Origin of the sequence: Kosakonia oryziphila, from assembly GCF_900094795.1 — a bacterium.
GTDB classification, from domain to species: domain Bacteria; phylum Pseudomonadota; class Gammaproteobacteria; order Enterobacterales; family Enterobacteriaceae; genus Kosakonia; species Kosakonia oryziphila.
The window spans coordinates 1-19,998 of record NZ_FMBC01000058.1; the positions used below are offsets into that span (position 1 = coordinate 1).

At 54.6% G+C, this 19,998-nt stretch carries 19 protein-coding genes; 13 read left to right on the plus strand and 6 right to left on the minus strand.

Annotated features, from left to right (window positions below):
* Window positions 1-270, plus strand: a 270-nt coding sequence (tnpA, locus tag GA0061070_RS20940) for an IS200/IS605 family transposase (protein ID WP_139109806.1), incomplete at its 5' end; no start/stop codon positions are given.
* Window positions 271-357: 87 nt separating this feature from the next.
* Here tnpA and metF read toward each other — a convergent pair.
* The 3 genes from metF to metB form a co-directional block, all read right to left on the minus strand.
* Entirely contained in the window at window positions 358-1,248 is an 891-nt protein-coding gene (gene metF, locus GA0061070_RS20945; protein WP_090138098.1) for a methylenetetrahydrofolate reductase, read from the minus strand.
* A 205-nt stretch (window positions 1,249-1,453) separates the two neighbouring features.
* A complete protein-coding gene (locus GA0061070_RS20950; protein ID WP_090138100.1) occupies window positions 1,454-3,886 on the minus strand; it encodes a bifunctional aspartate kinase/homoserine dehydrogenase II in 2,433 nt (810 codons plus the stop codon).
* A 2-nt stretch (window positions 3,887-3,888) separates the two neighbouring features.
* Entirely contained in the window at window positions 3,889-5,049 is a 1,161-nt protein-coding gene (metB, locus tag GA0061070_RS20955; protein ID WP_090138102.1) for a cystathionine gamma-synthase, read from the minus strand.
* Between the two features lie 263 nt (window positions 5,050-5,312).
* Here metB and metJ point away from each other — a divergent pair, with 263 nt between their 5' ends.
* Window positions 5,313-5,630, plus strand: a complete 318-nt coding sequence (gene metJ, locus GA0061070_RS20960) for a met regulon transcriptional regulator MetJ (RefSeq protein WP_007369220.1) — start codon at window positions 5,313-5,315, stop codon at window positions 5,628-5,630.
* Window positions 5,631-5,934: 304 nt separating this feature from the next.
* Here the strand turns inward: metJ and rpmE are convergent, their stop codons facing one another.
* The gene (gene rpmE / locus GA0061070_RS20965; RefSeq protein ID WP_007369223.1) at window positions 5,935-6,147 is read right to left on the minus strand and encodes a 50S ribosomal protein L31; all 213 of its coding nucleotides are present in this window, start codon (window positions 6,145-6,147) and stop codon (window positions 5,935-5,937) included.
* 207 nt (window positions 6,148-6,354) lie between these two features.
* Here rpmE and priA point away from each other — a divergent pair, with 207 nt between their 5' ends.
* The 7 genes from priA to rraA all read left to right on the plus strand — a co-directional run bounded on the left by priA (window position 6,355) and on the right by rraA (window position 14,328).
* A complete protein-coding gene (priA, locus tag GA0061070_RS20970; protein WP_090138104.1) occupies window positions 6,355-8,547 on the plus strand; it encodes a primosomal protein N' in 2,193 nt (730 codons plus the stop codon).
* A 124-nt stretch (window positions 8,548-8,671) separates the two neighbouring features.
* A complete protein-coding gene (gene cytR, locus GA0061070_RS20975; protein WP_090138106.1) occupies window positions 8,672-9,697 on the plus strand; it encodes a DNA-binding transcriptional regulator CytR in 1,026 nt (341 codons plus the stop codon).
* Between the two features lie 93 nt (window positions 9,698-9,790).
* The gene (gene ftsN, locus GA0061070_RS20980) at window positions 9,791-10,789 is read left to right on the plus strand and encodes a cell division protein FtsN (protein WP_090138108.1); all 999 of its coding nucleotides are present in this window, start codon (window positions 9,791-9,793) and stop codon (window positions 10,787-10,789) included.
* A gap of 93 nt (window positions 10,790-10,882) precedes the next feature.
* Entirely contained in the window at window positions 10,883-11,413 is a 531-nt protein-coding gene (hslV, locus tag GA0061070_RS20985) for an ATP-dependent protease subunit HslV (protein WP_090138110.1), read from the plus strand.
* A gap of 9 nt (window positions 11,414-11,422) precedes the next feature.
* Window positions 11,423-12,754: an HslU--HslV peptidase ATPase subunit gene (gene hslU / locus GA0061070_RS20990; protein WP_090138112.1), complete on the plus strand. Its 1,332-nt coding sequence runs from the start codon at window positions 11,423-11,425 to the stop codon at window positions 12,752-12,754.
* Between the two features lie 66 nt (window positions 12,755-12,820).
* The gene (gene menA / locus GA0061070_RS20995) at window positions 12,821-13,750 is read left to right on the plus strand and encodes a 1,4-dihydroxy-2-naphthoate polyprenyltransferase (RefSeq protein ID WP_090138115.1); all 930 of its coding nucleotides are present in this window, start codon (window positions 12,821-12,823) and stop codon (window positions 13,748-13,750) included.
* Window positions 13,751-13,842: 92 nt separating this feature from the next.
* Window positions 13,843-14,328 carry a ribonuclease E activity regulator RraA gene (gene rraA, locus GA0061070_RS21000; protein ID WP_090138117.1) on the plus strand — a complete coding sequence of 162 codons (486 nt, stop codon included), beginning with the start codon at window positions 13,843-13,845 and terminating at the stop codon, window positions 14,326-14,328.
* Window positions 14,329-14,496: 168 nt separating this feature from the next.
* Here the strand turns inward: rraA and zapB are convergent, their stop codons facing one another.
* On the minus strand, window positions 14,497-14,742 hold the full coding sequence (zapB, locus tag GA0061070_RS21005; RefSeq protein WP_007369231.1) for a septal ring assembly protein ZapB: 246 nt from the start codon (window positions 14,740-14,742) through the stop codon (window positions 14,497-14,499).
* 425 nt (window positions 14,743-15,167) lie between these two features.
* Between zapB and GA0061070_RS21010 the strand changes: the two genes are divergently transcribed.
* The 4 genes from GA0061070_RS21010 to fpr all read left to right on the plus strand — a co-directional run bounded on the left by GA0061070_RS21010 (window position 15,168) and on the right by fpr (window position 19,501).
* Complete coding sequence (locus GA0061070_RS21010; RefSeq protein WP_090138119.1) at window positions 15,168-16,016, plus strand: MIP/aquaporin family protein; 849 nt, start codon at window positions 15,168-15,170, stop codon at window positions 16,014-16,016.
* Between the two features lie 21 nt (window positions 16,017-16,037).
* A complete protein-coding gene (gene glpK / locus GA0061070_RS21015) occupies window positions 16,038-17,546 on the plus strand; it encodes a glycerol kinase GlpK (protein WP_090138121.1) in 1,509 nt (502 codons plus the stop codon).
* A 102-nt stretch (window positions 17,547-17,648) separates the two neighbouring features.
* Entirely contained in the window at window positions 17,649-18,659 is a 1,011-nt protein-coding gene (gene glpX, locus GA0061070_RS21020) for a class II fructose-bisphosphatase (RefSeq protein WP_090138124.1), read from the plus strand.
* A gap of 95 nt (window positions 18,660-18,754) precedes the next feature.
* Window positions 18,755-19,501 carry a ferredoxin--NADP(+) reductase gene (gene fpr, locus GA0061070_RS21025; RefSeq protein ID WP_090138127.1) on the plus strand — a complete coding sequence of 249 codons (747 nt, stop codon included), beginning with the start codon at window positions 18,755-18,757 and terminating at the stop codon, window positions 19,499-19,501.
* Here fpr and GA0061070_RS21030 read toward each other — a convergent pair whose 3' ends face one another.
* The gene (locus GA0061070_RS21030) at window positions 19,502-19,921 is read right to left on the minus strand and encodes a DUF805 domain-containing protein (protein ID WP_090138129.1); all 420 of its coding nucleotides are present in this window, start codon (window positions 19,919-19,921) and stop codon (window positions 19,502-19,504) included.
* Between the last annotated feature and the right edge of the window lie 77 nt (window positions 19,922-19,998).

Genomic DNA, 19,998 nt, shown 5'->3' on the forward strand with positions numbered 1-19,998 from the left:
GTTCAGTTAGATCATGTTCATCTGCTAGTAAAAATCCCCCCGAAATTATCGATATCACACGTAATAGGTCATTTGAAAGGAAAGACAGCGCTGAGATTGTTCAGCAAATTTCCGTACCTGAGGAAGAGCAAATTGTGGGGAAATCATTTCTGGGCGCGAGGGTATTGTGTGGATACCGTAGGTATCAATGAAGAGATGATAAGAAGGTATGTGAAATATCAGGAAAAACACGAACAAGAAGAGAGCCAGCTTCAGCTAAAAGAGATGTGAAGCGAAGGCTCTCAGAGTCAGAGCTAAGTACGCCCCTCTGGGGCGCAATCAATGCCACCTGCTATGCAGGTGGTTTTTTACTTCAGATTAGGCACCAGGGCGAACGCCCAGCGTGTGGCAAATCGCGTAGCTCATTTCCGCGCGGTTCAGCGTGTAGAAGTGGAAATCCTTCACCCCTTCGCGGCTCAAAATCTTCACCATATCCATCGCGATATTTGCCCCCACCAGCTTGCGGGTCTCGGCGTCGTCATCCAGGCCGTCGAACATTTTCGACATCCACGCCGGAATACGTACGTTGGTCATATCAGCAAATTTTTTCGCCTGCCTGAAGTTGGAAACCGGCAGAATGCCCGGAACGATCTCCACGTCGATGCCGGTCGCCGCACAGCGATCGCGAAAACGCAGATAGCTTTCCACATCAAAGAAGAACTGGGTGATCGCACGGCTGGCACCTGCGTCCACTTTGCGCTTCAGGTTGAGCAGATCCGCCTGCGCGCTTTTCGCTTCCGGGTGTACTTCCGGATAGGCGGCAACAGAGATATCGAAATCGGCGACCTCTTTTAACAACGTCACCAGATCGGCAGCATACATCTCCGGCTTACCGCCGCCCGGCGGTAAATCACCGCGCAACGCCACAATATGGCGGATGCCATTATTCCAGTAATCCTGTGCGATCGCGCGCAGTTCATCGCGGGTGGCGTCGATGCAGGTCAAATGCGGCACAGCCTCCAGGCCGGTGCGCTCTTTGATGCCTTTGATAATACTGTGAGTACGATCGCGCTCGCCAGAGTTTGCCCCGTATGTCACCGAAACGAATTTCGGCTTCAGGCTACTCAGGCGATCGATGGAGTTCCATAAGGTCTGTTCCATTTCACTGGTGCGCGGCGGGAAAAATTCAAAAGAAACATTAATCTGGCCATGTACCTCCGCCAGGCTCTGATTCAGGGCTTCCCGCTGGTTGGCGTGAAAAAAGCTCATACCTTACCTCATCAATCGCATGTCATTGTCTGTTGTTTGCGAACTTCTATACGTTTAGACGTCCAGATGTAAAAATGACGGAATTTGCACAGGCCGTCAACCGGAAAATCATTATTCTGAGTGAGGAATGTTCAGCGAAGATGAAAAAATTTCATGATGCGTAATGAAACACCCTCTCCCCGCCCGGGAGAGGGTAAGGAGAAGATTACAGCAATTGCGCCAGACGGTTGATATCTGACTGGATAGCGCCAGCAGTGACATCACGTCCTGCGCCTGGGCCGCGAATAACCAGAGGATTATCGCGATACCAGCGACTTTCAATGGCAAAGACGTTATCGCCAGGCAGTACTGCCGCCAGCGGATGCTCCGGACGGACCGCTTCCACACCTACGCGTGCTTTGCCGTTCGCATCGAAACGCGCGACATAACGCAGCACAAGGCCCATTTCACGGGCAGCCTCCAGACGCTGCACCATCTGCTCATTCAGCTCGTCGCCGTTTTCGAAGAAATGATCCACCGAACCTTCTTCACAATGCGGTGGCACCAGTGATTCCACGCGAACCTGCTCTGGTTCGATGTCATAACCCGCTTCACGGGCGAGGATCACCAGCTTGCGCATCACATCTTTACCGGCGAGATCAACTCGCGGATCCGGCTCGGTCAGCCCCTGCTGCCACGCCTGATCGACCAGGTCGGTAAACGGCACAGTACCGTCGAATTGCAGGAACAGCCAGGAAAGGGTACCGGAGAAGATACCGCTAATCGCCAGAATCGCATCACCGCTATCGCGCAGATCGCGCACCGTATGGTTAACCGGCAATCCAGCGCCAACGGTGGCGTTATACAGCCAGTGGCGACCCGTCTTTTCAAACGCATCGTGGATCTGCCGATAATTATTGGTCGTGCTCGCCCCGGCCAGTTTGTTGGCGCTGATCACATGAAAACCGTGGCTGGCAAAATCCAGATACTGCCCGGCCAGTTGCTCACTGGCGGTAACATCCAGTACGACGAGATCGTCGTACGGATGAGCACGCATCCACAGGAACAGCGACTCTTCATCCTGCTCGACGGCTTCATCATTAAAGAAAGCCAGCGCACGACTGGCATCCAGCCCATCGTAATTCAGCAGGCTACGGCGGCTATCCACCACACCAGCCAGCACAAATTCAAACCCGGTACGTGCCGAAAGCGCGCTCTGCTCGCGGGAAAACAACTCCAGCCAGCGAGAACCGATATTCCCCTTGCCGAACAGCATCAGACCGATACGTTTTTCTGCGCGGAACAGCGACTGGTGCAACCCCTGAATCAGGTTCTCGGTCGGGCCAACGCGCAGTACAGCGACCAGGCTGATACCTTCGTCAGACTGCCAGATAAACTCAACCGGCTGGCCTTTCAGTTGCTGCCAGAAACGGTGGCTGTGCAACGGGTTACGGCATACGCCAGCACCGACCATCGCCACCAGCGCCAGCCCCTGACGCAGGCGTAATTCACCCGGCAGACCGGCTTCATCCAGCAGTTTAAAGACGCTATCAACCACTTCCGAGGTATAGCAGAGTTGTAGCAGATTACGGTCGGCATGAGCGCCCACCGCCAGCGGACGCGCCTGCGCACGCTTGAGGAGCAGATCGATCTCTTTTTGCGCCAGTTTAAAGTCCTGCCCGCCAGGAACGAGGAACTCAATCAGGCAGACATCATCGTGACTGGTCACGATGCGCGCGCCGGTGCCGGACGCCAGCACGCGTTCAATCCGCGTAGAGCCTTGATCCGGGTTATAGCTACAGCGTAATTGCAGATCTATATTGCTGCCGGAAACCGGCTGCAACGTGCGGGCATGTAGTACCGGAGCGGCAAGGCGTGCCAGTTCGCTGGCTTCGTCGAGACGCAGCAGCGGCAGCAGACAGGCATCTTTCACTTTGCGCGGGTCTGCGCTATAGACACCGGCCACGTCGCTCCAGATGGTAACGCGGGAAACATCGCCCAGCGCGCCAATCTGCGTTGCTGAATAGTCAGAGCCGTTACGCCCCAGCAGCACCGTTTCACCAGCCTCGTTACGGCTGATAAACCCGGTGACGACAATGCGTTTGCCAGGATGTTGCGCCAGCTTTTGCTGTAAAAGAGGGTAAGATGCCCCTTCGTTCACCTGCGGCTGCGCCGAACGCTCGGCACGCAGAAATTCGCGGGCGTCCAGCCAGGCCGCATCAAGGCCTTGCTGATTGAGTACAGCGGCCATCAGGCGCGCCGACCAAATTTCACCGTGACCGACCACTTCCGCGTAAACCGCGTCGGTAATACCGCCATCAAGCAGCGCCGCCAGGTGCTCCAGATCGTGGATAAATTCGCTGGTCAGGCCATCGGCCACATCGGCGGGCAACAGCCCGCCAATCAAGTCACTTTGATAACGACGCAGGGATTGTTGAACCTGATGCGCAGAGAGCCTGTCAGTCTGGCTTAATTTCAGCCAGTTAATCAGCTGGTTGGTGGTGCTGCCTGCAGCGGAGACAACCATCATGTCGCCTGGTTGTGAATACTCCGCCATGATCCCTGCAACGCGGAGGTAACATTTCACATCTGCCAGACTACTGCCACCAAATTTGTGCAGTTGACGAGCCTTCGTCCCTGCCTGCGCAATCACACTCATGTTTATCCCTCAGCAGCGACCCGGAAGCCATTTTCCAGATCGGCAATTAAATCTTCGCTATCTTCAATACCCGTCGAGATACGCAACAGCGTTTCCGAGATCCCGGCAGCGGCACGCGCTTCCGGCGCCATACCTGCGTGCGTCATGGTGGCGGCGTGGGAGATCAAACTTTCGACCCCACCTAATGATTCCGCCAGAGTAAACAGTGACAAACCGCTCAGGAAACGACGCAGCGTTTGCTCGTTGCCATCCAGTTCAAAACTTAACATCGCGCCAAAGCCTTTTTGTTGACGCGCAGCAATCTCGTGCCCCTGATTATCCGGCAGAGACGGGTGATAAAGCTTTTTCACCAGCGGCTGAGTTTGCAGGAAATCGACAATCGCCTGTGCGTTACGCTGTGCCACTTCCATACGCGGAGACAATGTGCGCAGCCCGCGCAACAGCAAATAGCTGTCGAAGGCGCTGCCGGTGACGCCAATATTATTTGCCCACCATGCCAGTTCGGTGACAGTCTCTGCATCTTTTGCTATCACCACGCCCGCCACCACATCGGAATGACCGTTGAGGTATTTAGTGCAGGAGTGCAGCACCAGATCGGCACCCAGCGACAGCGGATTTTGCAACGCCGGGCTGAGGAAGGTGTTATCAACGACGCTAACTGCACCCGCTTCACGTGCCAGTTGGCAGATTTTCGCAATATCCACGACGCGCAACAATGGGTTGCTCGGACTTTCTACCAGCACCAGTTTCGGTTTTTCCGCCAGCGCCGCTTTCAGCGCCTGTTCATTGCCCTGATCGACGAATTTCACCCGGTAGCAGCCGCGCTTCGCCAGACTGTCGAACAGACGATAGCTGCCGCCGTAACAATCATGTGGTGCCACCAGCAGATCGCCAGGCTTGAGAAAAACCGTGGTTACCAGATGAATCGCTGACATGCCGGTATTGGTCAATACCGCGCCAGCGCCTCCTTCCAGTTCCGCCAGCGCGCGCTGTACCACATCACGCGTGGGGTTACCGCGACGCGAGTAGTCATGCGCGCGGGGTTCGTTAAAACCGGTGAAATTATAGGTACTGGAGAGGTGAATCGGCGGGACAACGCAGCCATACTGCTCGTCATCGTTCAATCCGCTACGCACTGCAATGGTGGCCTGTTTACGCGTCATGGTGAAGGCTTCCTGGCTTAATGGATGAAAAATCTGACCACAGAGTAAACATTGAATAGATAGACGTCAATACATCTGGACATCCAAACTTCTTTGCGTATAGATTGAGCAAACGCGCAATAGCCGTTAAAATTATATGCTTTAGTGTGGGCGCGCAGAGCGATACACCGTGTCACTATGATGACTCTACGGTAAACTACGCGGGATTACGGCCTGGGCTCGCCCGGGTTTAGACTAATGACTGAGAGGATTAAAGGTATCTCATGGCTGAATGGAGCGGCGAATATATCAGCCCATACGCTGAGCACGGCAAGAAGAGTGAGCAAGTAAAGAAAATTACAGTTTCCATTCCTCTTAAGGTGTTAAAAATCCTCACCGATGAACGTACCCGTCGTCAGGTGAACAACCTGCGTCACGCCACTAACAGCGAGCTGCTGTGCGAGGCATTCCTGCATGCGTTCACCGGTCAGCCTCTGCCGAACGATGAAGATCTGCGTAAAGAGCGCAGTGATGAAATCCCGGAAGAGGCGAAAGTGATTATGCGTGAACTGGGCATCGACCCGGATACATGGGAATACTGATTCAAAACAAAAGGGCGGCAGATATCTTCCGCCCTTTTTGCTTATGTCAGCCGCTCAATCAGAAGCGCGTCACTTCCGGATGCACTTCTGCCAGAGAAAGCAGGTAAGACATAAATACATTTTTCATTGCCGTCAGCATATCACGCCTCTTTTTCGCTCTGTTCACAGGACTGTGAATGGCGAAAAGGATATGTGCATTTTTTAATCGGAGCAATATTTTTGTGATTCACCTCACAAAAATATCCCCCTTCGGTGAACGGCAGAGACAAAAAAAGCGCCTCACGGCGCTTTTTTCTTTGGCAACTTATTTGCTGCCCGGGATGCTGAAGCGTTTGTTGAAACGCTCAACACGACCACCAGTATCAACAACACGTTGTTTACCAGTAAAGAACGGGTGGCATTTGCCGCACACGTCCAGGTTCAGGTCGTGGCCCACAGTGGAGTGGGTTTTGATCACATTACCGCAAGAACAGGTTGCAGTAATCGCAACGTAATTCGGGTGAATACCTTTTTTCATGGGAAACCTCAGTTTAAGGCCGCGTCGCTCTTCCAGCCCTAACGCCAGACACCACGCGAGTTAAATAATAAGTGTATCTTTGGCGCGCTAAATCCGCACTAAAGGCGGCGAATCATACAGAAATTGACCAGCACATGCAAACTGATCCGCTCGCCCGTAGCAACAATGTGTATACTAACCCGCCAGTTTTCAAGTCAGGAAGATGAGATGCCCGTCGCCCACGTTGCGCTGTCTGTACCCTTACCCCGCACCTTTGATTATCTGTTGCCGGACGACATGATCGCCTGCGCAGGTTGTCGCGTGCGTGTGCCGTTCGGTACCCAGCAACGCGTTGGCATCGTGGTGGCGATCGGCGATAAAAGCGATCTGCCGCTTGCCGAGCTGAAGCAGGTAGAAGAAGTGCTCGACAGCGAGCCCGCTTTTTCGCCCGCTGTCTGGCGTCTGTTGTTATGGGCGGCTGACTATTACCATCATCCGATTGGCGATGTGCTGTTCAATGCCCTTCCCGTTCTGTTACGCCAGACAAAAACGACCAGCGCAGAGTTTCAGGGCTACTGGTTCGCCACTGAGCAGGGCCAGGCGACAGACATTAACCGCGTAAAGTCGGCAAAGCAGCAGCAGGCGCTTTCAGCTCTGCGTAAAGGCAAAATATGGCAGCACCAGCTGGCAGCGCTGGATCTGAAAAGCGTCACTCTGCAGGCACTGCGCGCCAAAGGGTTGGCGGAAATGAGCAGCGAAACGCCGATATTCAGCGACTGGCGCAGCCAGTTCTCCGTCAGCGGCGACAGGCTGCGGCTGAACACGGAGCAGGCCACTGCCGTCGGCGCTATTCACAGCGCGGCCGATCAATTCTCTGCCTGGCTGCTGGCAGGCGTCACGGGTTCCGGTAAGACCGAAGTCTATTTAAGCGTGCTGGAAAACGTGCTGGCGCAGGGTAAACAGGCACTGGTGATGGTGCCGGAGATTGGCCTGACACCGCAAACCATCGCCCGCTTTCGTGAGCGCTTTAACGCGCCCGTCGAAGTGCTGCATTCAGGCCTGAACAACAGTGAACGTCTCACCACATGGCAAAAAGCGAAAAACGGCGAGGCGGCAATTGTTATCGGCACACGTTCATCGCTGTTCACACCGTTTAAAAACCTCGGCGTGATCGTTATTGATGAAGAGCACGATAGCTCCTATAAACAACAGGAAGGCTGGCGCTACCACGCGCGGGATCTGGCGGTCTATCGCGCCCATAGCGAACAGATCCCCATCATTCTCGGTTCGGCGACTCCCGCGCTGGAGACCTTATATAATGTGCGAGCGAGAAAATACCGGTTGCTACGCCTGACGCGCCGAGCCGGTAGCGCGCGCCCGGCAACACAGCACGTGCTGGATATGAAAGGCCAGCAGTTACAGGCCGGATTAGCGCCCGCGCTCATCAACCGCATGCGCCAGCATTTGCAGGCAGGCAATCAGGTGATCCTGTTTCTTAACCGCCGGGGTTTCGCTCCGGCGTTACTGTGTCATGACTGCGGCTGGATAGCAGAGTGCCCACGTTGCGATCACTACTACACTTTTCACCAGGCACAGCAGCATTTGCGCTGCCACCATTGCGATAGTCAGCGCCCGGTGCCGCGCCAGTGCCCCTCCTGCGGTTCCACGCACCTGCTGCCCGTCGGTTTAGGGACTGAACAACTGGAACAGGCGCTTGCGCCGCTGTTCCCTGGCGTGCCGGTGTCGCGTATTGATCGCGATACCACCAGCCGCAAAGGCGCGCTGGAGCAACACCTGGCGGAAGTTCATCGCGGCGGCGTGCGGATCCTGATTGGCACGCAGATGCTGGCGAAAGGCCATCACTTCCCGGATGTGACACTGGTAGCGCTGCTGGATGTCGATGGCGCACTCTTTTCTGCGGATTTCCGCGCGGCGGAACGGTTTGCTCAGCTCTACACCCAAGTATCGGGCCGCGCCGGACGTGCCGGGAAGCAAGGCGAAGTGGTGCTGCAAACCCACCATCCTGAGCATCCTTTGCTGCAAACCCTGCTGCATAAGGGTTACGATACCTTTGCAGAGCAAGCGCTGGCCGAGCGGCAAACGCTGCAACTGCCGCCGTGGACCAGTCATGTGTTGATCCGCGCAGAAGATCAGAACAATCAGTACGCTCCGCTGTTCCTGCAACAGTTGAAAAACTTACTGCAAGCCAGCCCGCTGGCAGATAACCAACTGTGGATCCTCGGCCCGGTTCCTGCGCTGGCAGCGAAACGCGCCGGTCGCTATCGCTGGCAGATCCTGCTGCAACATCCTTCCCGCATTCGCTTACAGCATATTGTCAGCGGCGCACTGGCGTTGATTAACACATTGCCTGATGCGCGGCGGGTTAAATGGGTGCTGGATGTTGATCCTATTGAGAGCTGAGGTTGCGATCGGCAGCATATAATTCAACTTTCATCACACTTTTCATGAAAATTCTGTAACCGTCGCGTCTAACTATCTGATAAAAATGTGACTACGCTTGCGCCGTGCATGCGAGGAGAACAAGTTGAAACCCAAAAATCAGGTTGCAGCAGCGACCATGAAAGATGTTGCCATGAAAGCAAAGGTTTCTACGGCAACCGTATCCCGTGCATTAATGAATCCGGAAAAAGTGTCGCAGACGACCCGTAATCGGGTTGAACAAGCCGCCATGGAAGTAGGCTATTTGCCCCAGGCTATGGGACGTAACGTCAAGAGAAACGAATCCCGCACTCTGCTGGTGATTGTGCCGGATATCTGCGATCCTTTTTTCAGCGAAATCATTCGCGGTATCGAGGTTACCGCAGCCGAACACGGCTATCTGGTACTGATTGGCGACTGCGCCCACCAGAATCAGCAAGAAAAAACTTTTATCGATCTGATCATTACCAAGCAAATCGATGGCATGTTGCTGTTAGGCTCACGCCTACCGTTCGACGCCAGTATTGAAGAGCAGCGCAATTTGCCGCCGATGGTCATGGCGAATGAATTTGCTCCCGAGCTGGAGCTGCCAACTGTACATATTGATAACCTGACCGCCGCTTTTAACGCCGTCAATTATCTACAGGAACAAGGGCACCGCCTGATTGGCTGCATTGCCGGGCCGGAAGAGATGCCATTGTGCCACTACCGCTTGCAGGGTTATGTGCAGGCGCTGCGCCGCTCTGGCACGACCGTTGATCCGCATTATATTACGCGCGGTGATTTTACCTTTGAGGCCGGAGCGCACGCGCTGGAACAACTGCTGGCGTTGCCCAAGCCGCCAACGGCGGTGTTCTGCCATAGTGACGTTATGGCGTTGGGTGCGCTGTCGCTCGCCAAACGCCGGGGGCTGAAAGTACCGGACGACCTATCGATCATCGGTTTTGATAACATTTCTCTGGCAGAGTATTGCGACCCGCCGCTAACCACCGTTGCCCAGCCGCGCTACGAAATTGGCCGGGAATCGATGCTGCTCCTGCTCGAACAACTGCAAGGTCACAACGTCAACAGCGGATCGCGCCTGCTGGATTGCGAATTGATCCTGCGCGGCAGTACCCGGGCGATTACGTAAAAACCAGGCTTTAAGACGCCCCCATCTGGTCAAAAGCCCGTCGCTTAAGTAACATGGCGGGCTGATAAACGATATAAATACAGCGAAACGATAGTGGCACAACGAGATTATGTACGCCGCAGCCAGCCGGCTCCTTCGCGGCGAAAAGCGAGCAACTCAAGGAAAAAACAACGCAGCAGATCTGCGGTCTCTCCAGCCATGGTCGCTATCGCGGCTGCCGTGCTGGTCGCCTTTATCGGTGGTCTGTACTTTATTACGCACCACAAAAAAGAAGAATCCGAAGCGCTGCAAAATCAAAAGGTCACAGGTAACGGCCTGCCGCCGAAGCCGGAAGAGCGCTGGCGCTACATCAAAGAGCTGGAAAGCCGTCAGCCAGGCGTGCTTGCGCCGACTGAACCATCTGCAGGTGGCGAAGTGAAAAACCCGGAACAACTGACAGATGAGCAGCGCCAACTGTTAGCGCAGATGCAGGCAGATATGCGCCAGCAGCCGACGCAGCTTAATGAAGTGCCGTGGAACGAACAGACGCCGGAACAACGTCAGCAAACGTTGCAGCGCCAGCGTCAGGTGCAGCAGCAACAGCAACCGCAGTGGACGCAAACGCAGCCGGTTCAGCAGCCGCATGCGCAGACGCGCGTTGTGGAACAGCCTGTACAGCAACAACCAGCGCGGACAACGGCCACTGCCCCGCGTCAAACGCAAACTCAGCAGCAGCAACCGAAAGCCGCCGCCACATCGCAACCGTATCAGGATCTATTGCAAACGCCGCCGCATACCACGGCAGCACAGCCGAAAGCGCAACAGGCCGCGCCGATAACACATGAAGCGGAAGCGCCGAAAACGCAAACGGCGGAGAAAAAAGATGACCGCCGCTGGATGATTCAATGCGGTTCGTTTAAAGGTCAGGAGCAGGCAGAAACCGTTCGCGCCCAACTGGCGTTTGAAGGGTTTGATTCACGTATCACCAGCAACAACGGCTGGAACCGCGTGGTACTTGGCCCGTTGAAAGGCAAAGAGAATGCCGATTCCACCATTAGCCGTCTGAAAATGGCAGGCCATACAAACTGTATCCGTCTCGCCTCCGGGGGTTGAAACCCCCGAAATCCCCCCCCATCTATACTTGCATTCTGCCCCGTACGCTGTGCGGGGCGCTGTATTCTGCATTTGTAACCAAGGGGTCTGCTCGTGACAACAATCGTAAGCGTACGCCGTAATGGCCACGTCGTTATTGCCGGTGATGGCCAGGCCACACTGGGTAATACCGTAATGAAGGGCAACGTGAAAAAAGTCCGCCGCCTGTATAACGATAAAGTTATCGCAGGTTTTGCTGGTGGTACGGCCGATGCCTTCACCCTGTTCGAACTCTTTGAACGTAAACTGGAAATGCACCAGGGTCATCTGGTGAAAGCAGCTGTCGAGTTGGCAAAGGACTGGCGCACCGATCGCATGCTGCGCAAGCTGGAAGCACTGCTGGCGGTGGCAGATGAGAACGCGTCGCTGATCATCACCGGCAATGGTGATGTGGTTCAGCCGGAAAATGACCTGATCGCTATTGGTTCCGGTGGGCCATACGCCCAGGCCGCAGCCCGTGCGTTACTGGAAAATACTGAGCTTAGCGCGCGTGAAATCGCTGAGAAAGCGTTGGATATTGCAGGCGATATCTGCATTTACACCAACCATTTCCATACCATCGAAGAATTACCCTCTAAAGCGTAAGGATCTCCCATGTCTGAAATGACCCCACGCGAAATTGTCAGCGAACTGGACAAACACATTATCGGCCAGGACGCGGCTAAGCGTTCTGTGGCAATCGCCTTGCGTAACCGCTGGCGCCGTATGCAGCTTGATGAAGAGCTGCGTCACGAAGTAACACCAAAAAATATTCTGATGATTGGCCCGACCGGCGTCGGTAAAACCGAAATCGCTCGTCGTCTGGCGAAACTGGCTAGCGCGCCGTTTATCAAAGTTGAAGCGACCAAATTCACCGAAGTGGGCTATGTCGGGAAAGAAGTGGACTCTATCATCCGCGATCTGACCGATGCCGCAGTGAAAATGGTACGTATCCAGTCGATCGAGAAAAACCGCTACCGCGCCGAAGAGATGGCCGAAGAGCGTATTCTCGACGTGCTGATCCCACCGGCGAAAAACAACTGGGGCCAGCCGGAGCAACCCGCTGAACCTTCAACTGCGCGCCAGTCTTTCCGCAAAAAACTGCGCGAAGGCCAGCTCGACGATAAAGAAATTGAAATCGATCTCGCCGCTGCGCCGATGGGCGTAGAGATCATGGCGCCTCCGGGTATGGAAGAGATGACCAATCAGTTGCAGTCAATGTTCCAGAACCTGGGCGGGCAGAAGCAGAAACCGCGTAAGCTGAAAATCAAAGACGCGATGAAGCTGCTGATTGAAGAAGAAGCCGCGAAGCTGGTCAACCCGGAAGAGCTGAAACAGGATGCTATCGAAGCCGTTGAGCAGCACGGGATCGTGTTTATCGACGAAATCGACAAAATCTGTAAGCGCGGCAACACCTCCGGGCCGGACGTTTCCCGCGAAGGCGTACAGCGCGACCTGTTGCCGCTGGTGGAAGGCTGCACCGTCTCAACCAAGCACGGCATGGTGAAAACCGACCACATTCTGTTTATCGCCTCCGGCGCGTTCCAGGTTGCCAGCCCGTCGGATCTGATCCCGGAATTGCAAGGTCGTCTGCCAATTCGCGTTGAATTGAAGGCGCTAACGACGGAAGATTTCGAGCGCATCCTGACCGAACCAAATGCATCTGTAACCGTACAGTACAAAGCACTGATGGCGACCGAAGGCGTGAATATCGAATTTACTGACGACGGTATCAAACGCATCGCGCAGGCTGCCTGGCAGGTGAACGAAACCACGGAAAACATCGGCGCTCGCCGTTTGCATACCGTGCTGGAACGCCTGATGGAAGACATCTCCTACGACGCCAGCGATCTGGGCGGTAAGACCATTATCATTGATGCCGACTATGTGAGTAAGCACCTTGATGCTTTAGTGGCAGATGAAGATCTGAGCCGTTTTATCTTATAATCCCGTTCACAACGTTTTCATCACATTCGATGGGGGCTTATGCCCCCATTTTTGTTGGCGTAATTTATGAACGAAACGCAATCTCTGAGCCTTACCCAAGCCTGGCTGGAAAGCCTGCGACCTAAAACATTACCGCTGGCATTCGCGGCTATTGTCGTGGGTACCGTGCTGGCGTGGTGGCAGGGTTATTTTGATCCGCTGGTCGCCGTGCTCGCGTTGATCACCGCCGGCCTGCTGCAAATTCTCTCCAATCTTGCCAATGATTACGGCGATGCAGTAAAGGGCAGCGATAAACCGGATCGCATTGGGCCACTACGCGGTATGCAGAAAGGCGCCATTTCGCTTGCGCAAATGAAGCGAGCGCTGATTATCGTGATTGTGCTGAGCTGCATTTCCGGGTTATTGCTGGTGACGGCGGCAACCCAGACTCTGGCGGATTTTATCGGTTTCCTCATACTTGGCGGCCTGTCGATCGTTGCGGCGATTACCTACACCATTGGTAAGCGCCCATATGGCTATCTCGGCCTTGGCGATATCTCAGTGCTGATTTTCTTTGGCTGGCTGAGCGTGATGGGAAGCTGGTATCTGCAAGCGCATATGCTGATCCCTGCGGTTATCCTGCCCGCTACGGCCTGCGGTCTGCTGGCAACTGCGGTATTGAATATCAATAATTTGCGTGATATCGACAGCGACCGAGAGAACGGCAAAAACACGCTGGTGGTGCGTTTAGGGCCAATCAACGCCCGCCGCTATCATGTCGGCTTGCTGGTCGGTGCGCTGCTGTGCCTGGCGCTGTTCAACCTGCTGTCATTGCATAGCCTATGGGGATGGTTGTTTGTCCTTGCAGCACCACTGCTTATCAAACAAGCGCGCTATGTGATGCGCGAACGCGATCCGCACGCTATGCCACCAATGCTTGAACGTACGGTAAAAGGCGCATTACTTACTAACTTATTGTTTGTTATTGGAATAATCCTTAGTCAGACGCACCTTTAACTGATTAATGTCAATTAACAATTGATGATTTTGCCAACAGTGCGGGATGCGCGATATACTAACATTTCTCGCATCAACTGAACGTTAATCCTATGAAATACGATACTTCTGAGCTTTGTGACATCTACCTGGAAGAGATCAACGTTGTAGAGCCGCTATTCTCCAATTTTGGCGGTCGGTCGTCTTTTGGCGGACAAATCATCACGGTGAAATGTTTCGAGGATAACGGGTTGCTGTACGATCTGCTCGAACAAAATGGCCGTGGTCGCGTCCTGCTGGTCGACGGCGGCGGTTCTATGCGTCGCGCGTTAATCGACGCCGATCTCGCACGCACTGCGGTGCAAAACGAGTGGGAAGGCATTGTGGTTTATGGCGCAGTGCGCCAGGTTGACGATCTGGAAGAGCTGGATATCGGCATCCAGGCGATTGCCGCTATTCCGGTTGGCGCAGCAGGTGAAGGCATTGGTGAAAGCGACGTGCGCGTCAATTTCGGCGGTGTCACTTTCTTCTCTGGCGACCATCTGTATGCCGACAATACCGGCATTATCCTTTCCGAAGATCCCCTCGACATCGAGTAAACAAAGGGCGCCACAGGCGCCCTTCTTCTTTTGCGTCAGACAACGCTTCGCTTATCCGATCCAAACGATTTCGGCTTGTAGCAAGGCAACAAGCGAATGAATCCCAGGCAGCATAGATACCTGACCGGAATGAATCCGCACCGCTACAGCGCGAAAGATAAAGCGTAATCAGACTTCTTCCATACGGCCCAGCAGCGCCTGCAAACGCTCCTGCCAGCCATGCTGCTGCTCTTTCAGCTGGTTGTTTTCGCGCTCCAGCTCTTCACGGCTATGCTGTGCAGCCTGAACGTCCTGAGCCAGACTATTGTTCTTTTCTTTCAGCTCTTCGATTTCCATCTGCAACAACGTGATGGTATCAATCGCCTGCTGCACTTTCGCTTCCAGTTTCTCAAACACTTCTAATGACATTGTCATACCTCTCCTGAGTTGCAAGGCGTTGATAGGTAAACCTTCGTCCCTAATACCGGCGACGCCTTAATAAAATGAGCGCATTTCGCTTGCCTCCGATTGTATGAATCACGCCAGCCCCTGTCCAGCGCGGAGCCACGCTGTTTGCGCTTTGCAACACTTTTCGTCCTCATCCTGGTGCAACAACGGTACCCGTCTCTACATTGTTAATAATGAAGTTACAAAAATGATTCAGCTCACATTTCGATATGGCACAAAAACCACCCAATTCGCTCGAAAACGCTCATTTTATTGACGCAGTACACACATTTTAATTTCGATATTTCTCGTTTTTGCTCGTTAACGATAAATTAACACTATGTCTACACGACATCATGGGAGACGTTGGCCCCATGCTAACAATAACCATTACTCTTTAGCAGGATCCGATTATGAGTCAGACATCAACCTTAAAAGGCCAGTGCATCGCCGAGTTTCTCGGAACCGGGTTGTTGATTTTTTTCGGTGTCGGGTGTGTCGCAGCGCTGAAAGTGGCAGGCGCCACCTTCGGCCAGTGGGAAATCAGCATCATCTGGGGTCTTGGTGTGGCTATGGCCATCTACCTGACTGCAGGGGTTTCCGGCGCGCATCTTAACCCCGCGGTAACGATCGCACTATGGCTCTTCGCCAGTTTTGATGGGCGCAAAGTGGTTCCCTTCATCATTTCGCAGTTTGCCGGCGCGTTTTGTGCAGCGGCACTTGTTTACGGGCTTTACTACAATCTTTTCCTCGACTTCGAACACACGCACAATATGGTGCGCGGTAGTATCGAAAGCCTTGATTTAGCTGGTATCTTTTCAACCTATCCTAACCCGCACATCAACTTTGTGCAGGCCTTCGCAGTTGAAATGGTCATTACTGCTGTTCTGATGGGCGTCATCATGGCGCTGGGCGATGATGGCAATGGCATTCCACGCGGGCCGCTGGCACCTCTGCTGATTGGCCTGTTGATTGCGGTTATCGGTGCGTCGATGGGGCCACTGACTGGCTTCGCCATGAACCCGGCGCGTGATATCGGCCCGAAAACCTTCGCCTGGCTGGCAGGCTGGGGCGACGTCGCCTTTACCGGCGGTAAAGATATTCCCTACTTCCTCGTCCCGCTGTTCGGGCCGATCGTAGGCGCGTCGCTCGGCGCGTTCGGTTATCGTAAGCTGATTGGCCGCCATCTGCCGTCAGGAACCAGTCAGGCGGCGGAAGAAAAAGGCACTGCCGCCACAACTCAACAAAAAGCTTCGCTGTAATGTGACTACGGGACTCTAACCATGACTGACAAAAAATATATCGTTGCGCTCGACCAGGGTACTACCAGTTCCCGCGCGGTTGTGATGGATCACGACGCTAACATCATCAGCGTCTCACAGCGCGAATTTGAACAAATTTACCCGAAGCCAGGCTGGGTTGAGCATGATCCCATGGAAATCTGGGCATCGCAAAGCTCGACGCTGGTCGAAGTGTTAGCGAAGGCAGACATCAACTCCGACGAAATTGCCGCCATCGGTATTACCAACCAGCGTGAAACGGCCATCGTCTGGGAACGCGAAACCGGCAAACCGATCTACAACGCGATTGTCTGGCAGTGCCGTCGTACCGCCGAGATTTGCGAGCAGCTCAAACGCGACGGCATGGAAGAGTACGTGCGCAACACCACCGGCCTGGTGATTGATCCGTACTTCTCCGGCACCAAAGTGAAGTGGATCCTCGATCACGTTGAAGGCTCCCGTGAACGCGCGAAGCGCGGCGAACTGCTGTTCGGCACCGTGGATACCTGGCTTATCTGGAAAATGACTCAGGGCCGCGTTCACGTGACCGATTACACCAACGCCTCGCGTACCATGCTGTTCAACATCCACACGCTGGACTGGGATGACAAAATGCTGGATGCGCTGGATATCCCGCGCGCCATGTTGCCGGAAGTGCACAAGTCCTCCGAAGTGTACGGTCAGACCAATATTGGTGGTAAAGGCGGTACGCGTATTCCTATCGCCGGGATCGCCGGTGACCAGCAGGCGGCGCTGTTTGGCCAGTTGTGCGTGAAAGAAGGGATGGCGAAAAATACCTACGGTACCGGCTGTTTTATGTTGATGAACACCGGAGAGAAAGCGGTGAAATCCGAGCACGGTCTGCTGACTACCATCTGCTGTGGCCCGAAAGGCGAAGTGAACTATGCGCTGGAAGGCGCAGTTTTCATGGCGGGGGCATCCATCCAGTGGTTGCGTGACGAAATGAAGCTGATCAGCGATGCATTCGACTCTGAATATTTCGCCACCAAAGTGAAGGACACCAACGGCGTGTACGTGGTTCCTGCCTTTACCGGCCTCGGCGCGCCATACTGGGATCCGTACGCACGCGGCGCAATCTTCGGCCTGACACGCGGTGTGAACGCCAACCACATCATTCGTGCCACGCTGGAATCGATCGCCTACCAGACGCGCGACGTTCTGGAAGCGATGCAGGCAGACTCCGGTATTCGTTTACACGCGCTGCGTGTGGATGGCGGCGCGGTAGCCAACAACTTCCTGATGCAGTTCCAGTCTGACATTCTGGGCACCCGTGTAGAGCGCCCGGAAGTGCGCGAAGTGACGGCGCTGGGCGCGGCCTACCTTGCTGGACTGGCGGTCGGCTTCTGGCAGAACCTTGATGAATTGCAGGAAAAAGCGGTCATCGAGCGTGAATTCCGCCCAGGCATCGAAACCACCGAGCGCAACTACCGTTACAGCGGCTGGAAAAAAGCTGTTAAACGCGCGCTGGAGTGGGAAGAACACGACGAGTAATCCTGCCACCTTTCCCCTCGCCCGTTCGGGTGAGGGGATCAATCCTCTCGCCCCTTGCCCTGTGGTAAACTTTGTGCAATTTCTTTCACTACAGAGTGTGTTATGAGACGAGAACTTGCCATCGAATTCTCCCGCGTTACCGAGGCTGCGGCGCTGGCTGGCTACAAATGGCTGGGACGTGGCGATAAAAACACGGCGGACGGCGCAGCGGTGAACGCTATGCGCATCATGCTTAACAATGTCGACATTGACGGTACTATCGTCATTGGCGAAGGGGAGATCGATGAAGCGCCGATGTTATTTATCGGTGAGAAAGTCGGAACAGGAAAAGGCGACGCCGTGGATATTGCGGTCGATCCTATTGAAGGCACCCGCATGACAGCAATGGGCCAGGCAAATGCGCTAGCGGTACTGGCTGTCGGCGATAAGGGTTGTTTCCTGAATGCGCCGGATATGTACATGGAAAAGCTGATTGTCGGCCCTGGCGCAAAAGGCGCTATCGACCTCAATCTGCCGCTGGCGGATAACTTGCGCAATGTCGCCGCCGCGCTGAACAAACCTCTGACTGAACTGACGGTCACTATCCTTGCCAAACCGCGCCATGACGCAACGATTGCAGCGATGCAACAGCTCGGTGTGCGCGTTTTCGCCATCCCCGACGGCGATGTGGCGGCATCCATTCTTACCTGTATGCCGGATAGCGAAGTCGATGTGCTGTACGGTATCGGCGGAGCGCCGGAAGGCGTGATTTCCGCAGCAGTGATCCGCGCCCTCGATGGCGACATGCAGGGACGTTTGCTGGCACGCCATCAGGTCAAAGGCGACAGTGAAGAGAACCGCCGTATCGGCGAGCAGGAGCTGAAACGCTGCCGTGGTATGGGCATTCAGGCAGGCAACGTGCTGCGTCTGGACGATATGGCGCGTAGCGATAATGTGATTTTTGCGGCAACCGGCATCACTAAAGGCGATCTGCTGGATGGCATTGCCCGCAAAGGTAATATCGCCACCACGGAAACACTGCTGATCCGCGGGAAATCGCGCACAATTCGCCGCATTCAGTCCATCCACTACCTCGATCGTAAAGACCCGGATGTGCAACGCCACATCCTGTAAGGCCATTTGTTCAATTGAGCTTTCCGGCCCGCACGGGCTGGAAATCTCCCTCTACAGGCACGAAGATAAGGCAACGCAACTGAAAGGAGATAACCATGGCAGAGTGGGTAACAGGAAAAGTCACTAAGGTGCAGTTCTGGACCGATGCGCTATTTAGCCTCACCATTCATGCCCCCGTTCACCCCTTCACTGCCGGGCAGTTCGCCAAGCTTGGTCTGGAAATTGATGGCGAGCGCGTTCAGCGAGCTTACTCTTACGTCAATGCGCCGAGTAACCCCGACCTTGAGTTCTACCTTGTCACCGTACCAGAAGGCAAACTGAGCCCACGCCTGGCGGCCCTGCAGCCGGGAGACGAGGTGCAAATTGTCAGCGAAGCCGCCGGTTTCTTTGTGCTTGAGGAGGTGCCGGACTGCGAAACGCTATGGATGCTGGCCACTGGCACGGCTATTGGGCCATATCTGTCGATTTTGCAGGAAGGCAAGGATCTGCAACGCTTTAAAAATCTGGTGCTGGTGCATGCCGTGCGCTATTCCGCAGATCTCAGCTACTTGCCGCTGATGCTGGAACTGCAACAGCGTTATGAAGGGAAACTGCGGATTCAGACGGTAGTCAGCCGGGAGACGATTTCCGGCTCGTTGACCGGACGCGTACCGGCGTTAATTGAAAGCGGTGCGCTGGAAGAGGCCATCGGGCTGCCGATGAACACCGAAACCAGCCATGTGATGCTGTGTGGCAACCCGCAAATGGTACGCGATACCACACAACTCCTTAAAGATTCCCGGCAAATGGCCAAGCACCTGCGCCGTCGGCCAGGACATATCACCGCAGAACACTACTGGTAATCAGCGGTACTTCACTTCCAGCGTCTCTTTGCCGTATTTGTTTTCTCCCTGGGTGCCGACAAAGGCGCCCAGGTCGATCAACAACATGACGATAATCACCACCGGAATCAGACGTCCCACCGCCCATTCCAGCGTGCCGCTCAGCACTTCCCAGTGGCCGGAAAGCAGCATCCACGCCAGTACCATCAGCAATCCCCACGCGCCATGACGACCGCGATCGTGTAAACGTTTCACCATGACGCAGGCAGTCGGCCAGATGAGGCACACCAGAATAAACGCGGCCATCTGGAAATCGAGCATTCCGCTGTTTGCCAGCGCAAATAACACTGTCATGCTCACAACCCAAAGGATGATCCAGACCCAAAAGTCGCGTCGACCAATGCGCCCTTTAAACGAAAATAACCACTGCTGTATGCCCATGTAAGGTTCCTTATTATCGTAATGCTGCGTAGTTTACACTGGCAGCGGGACTTTTTGACAAGCCAGCCCGATATCGT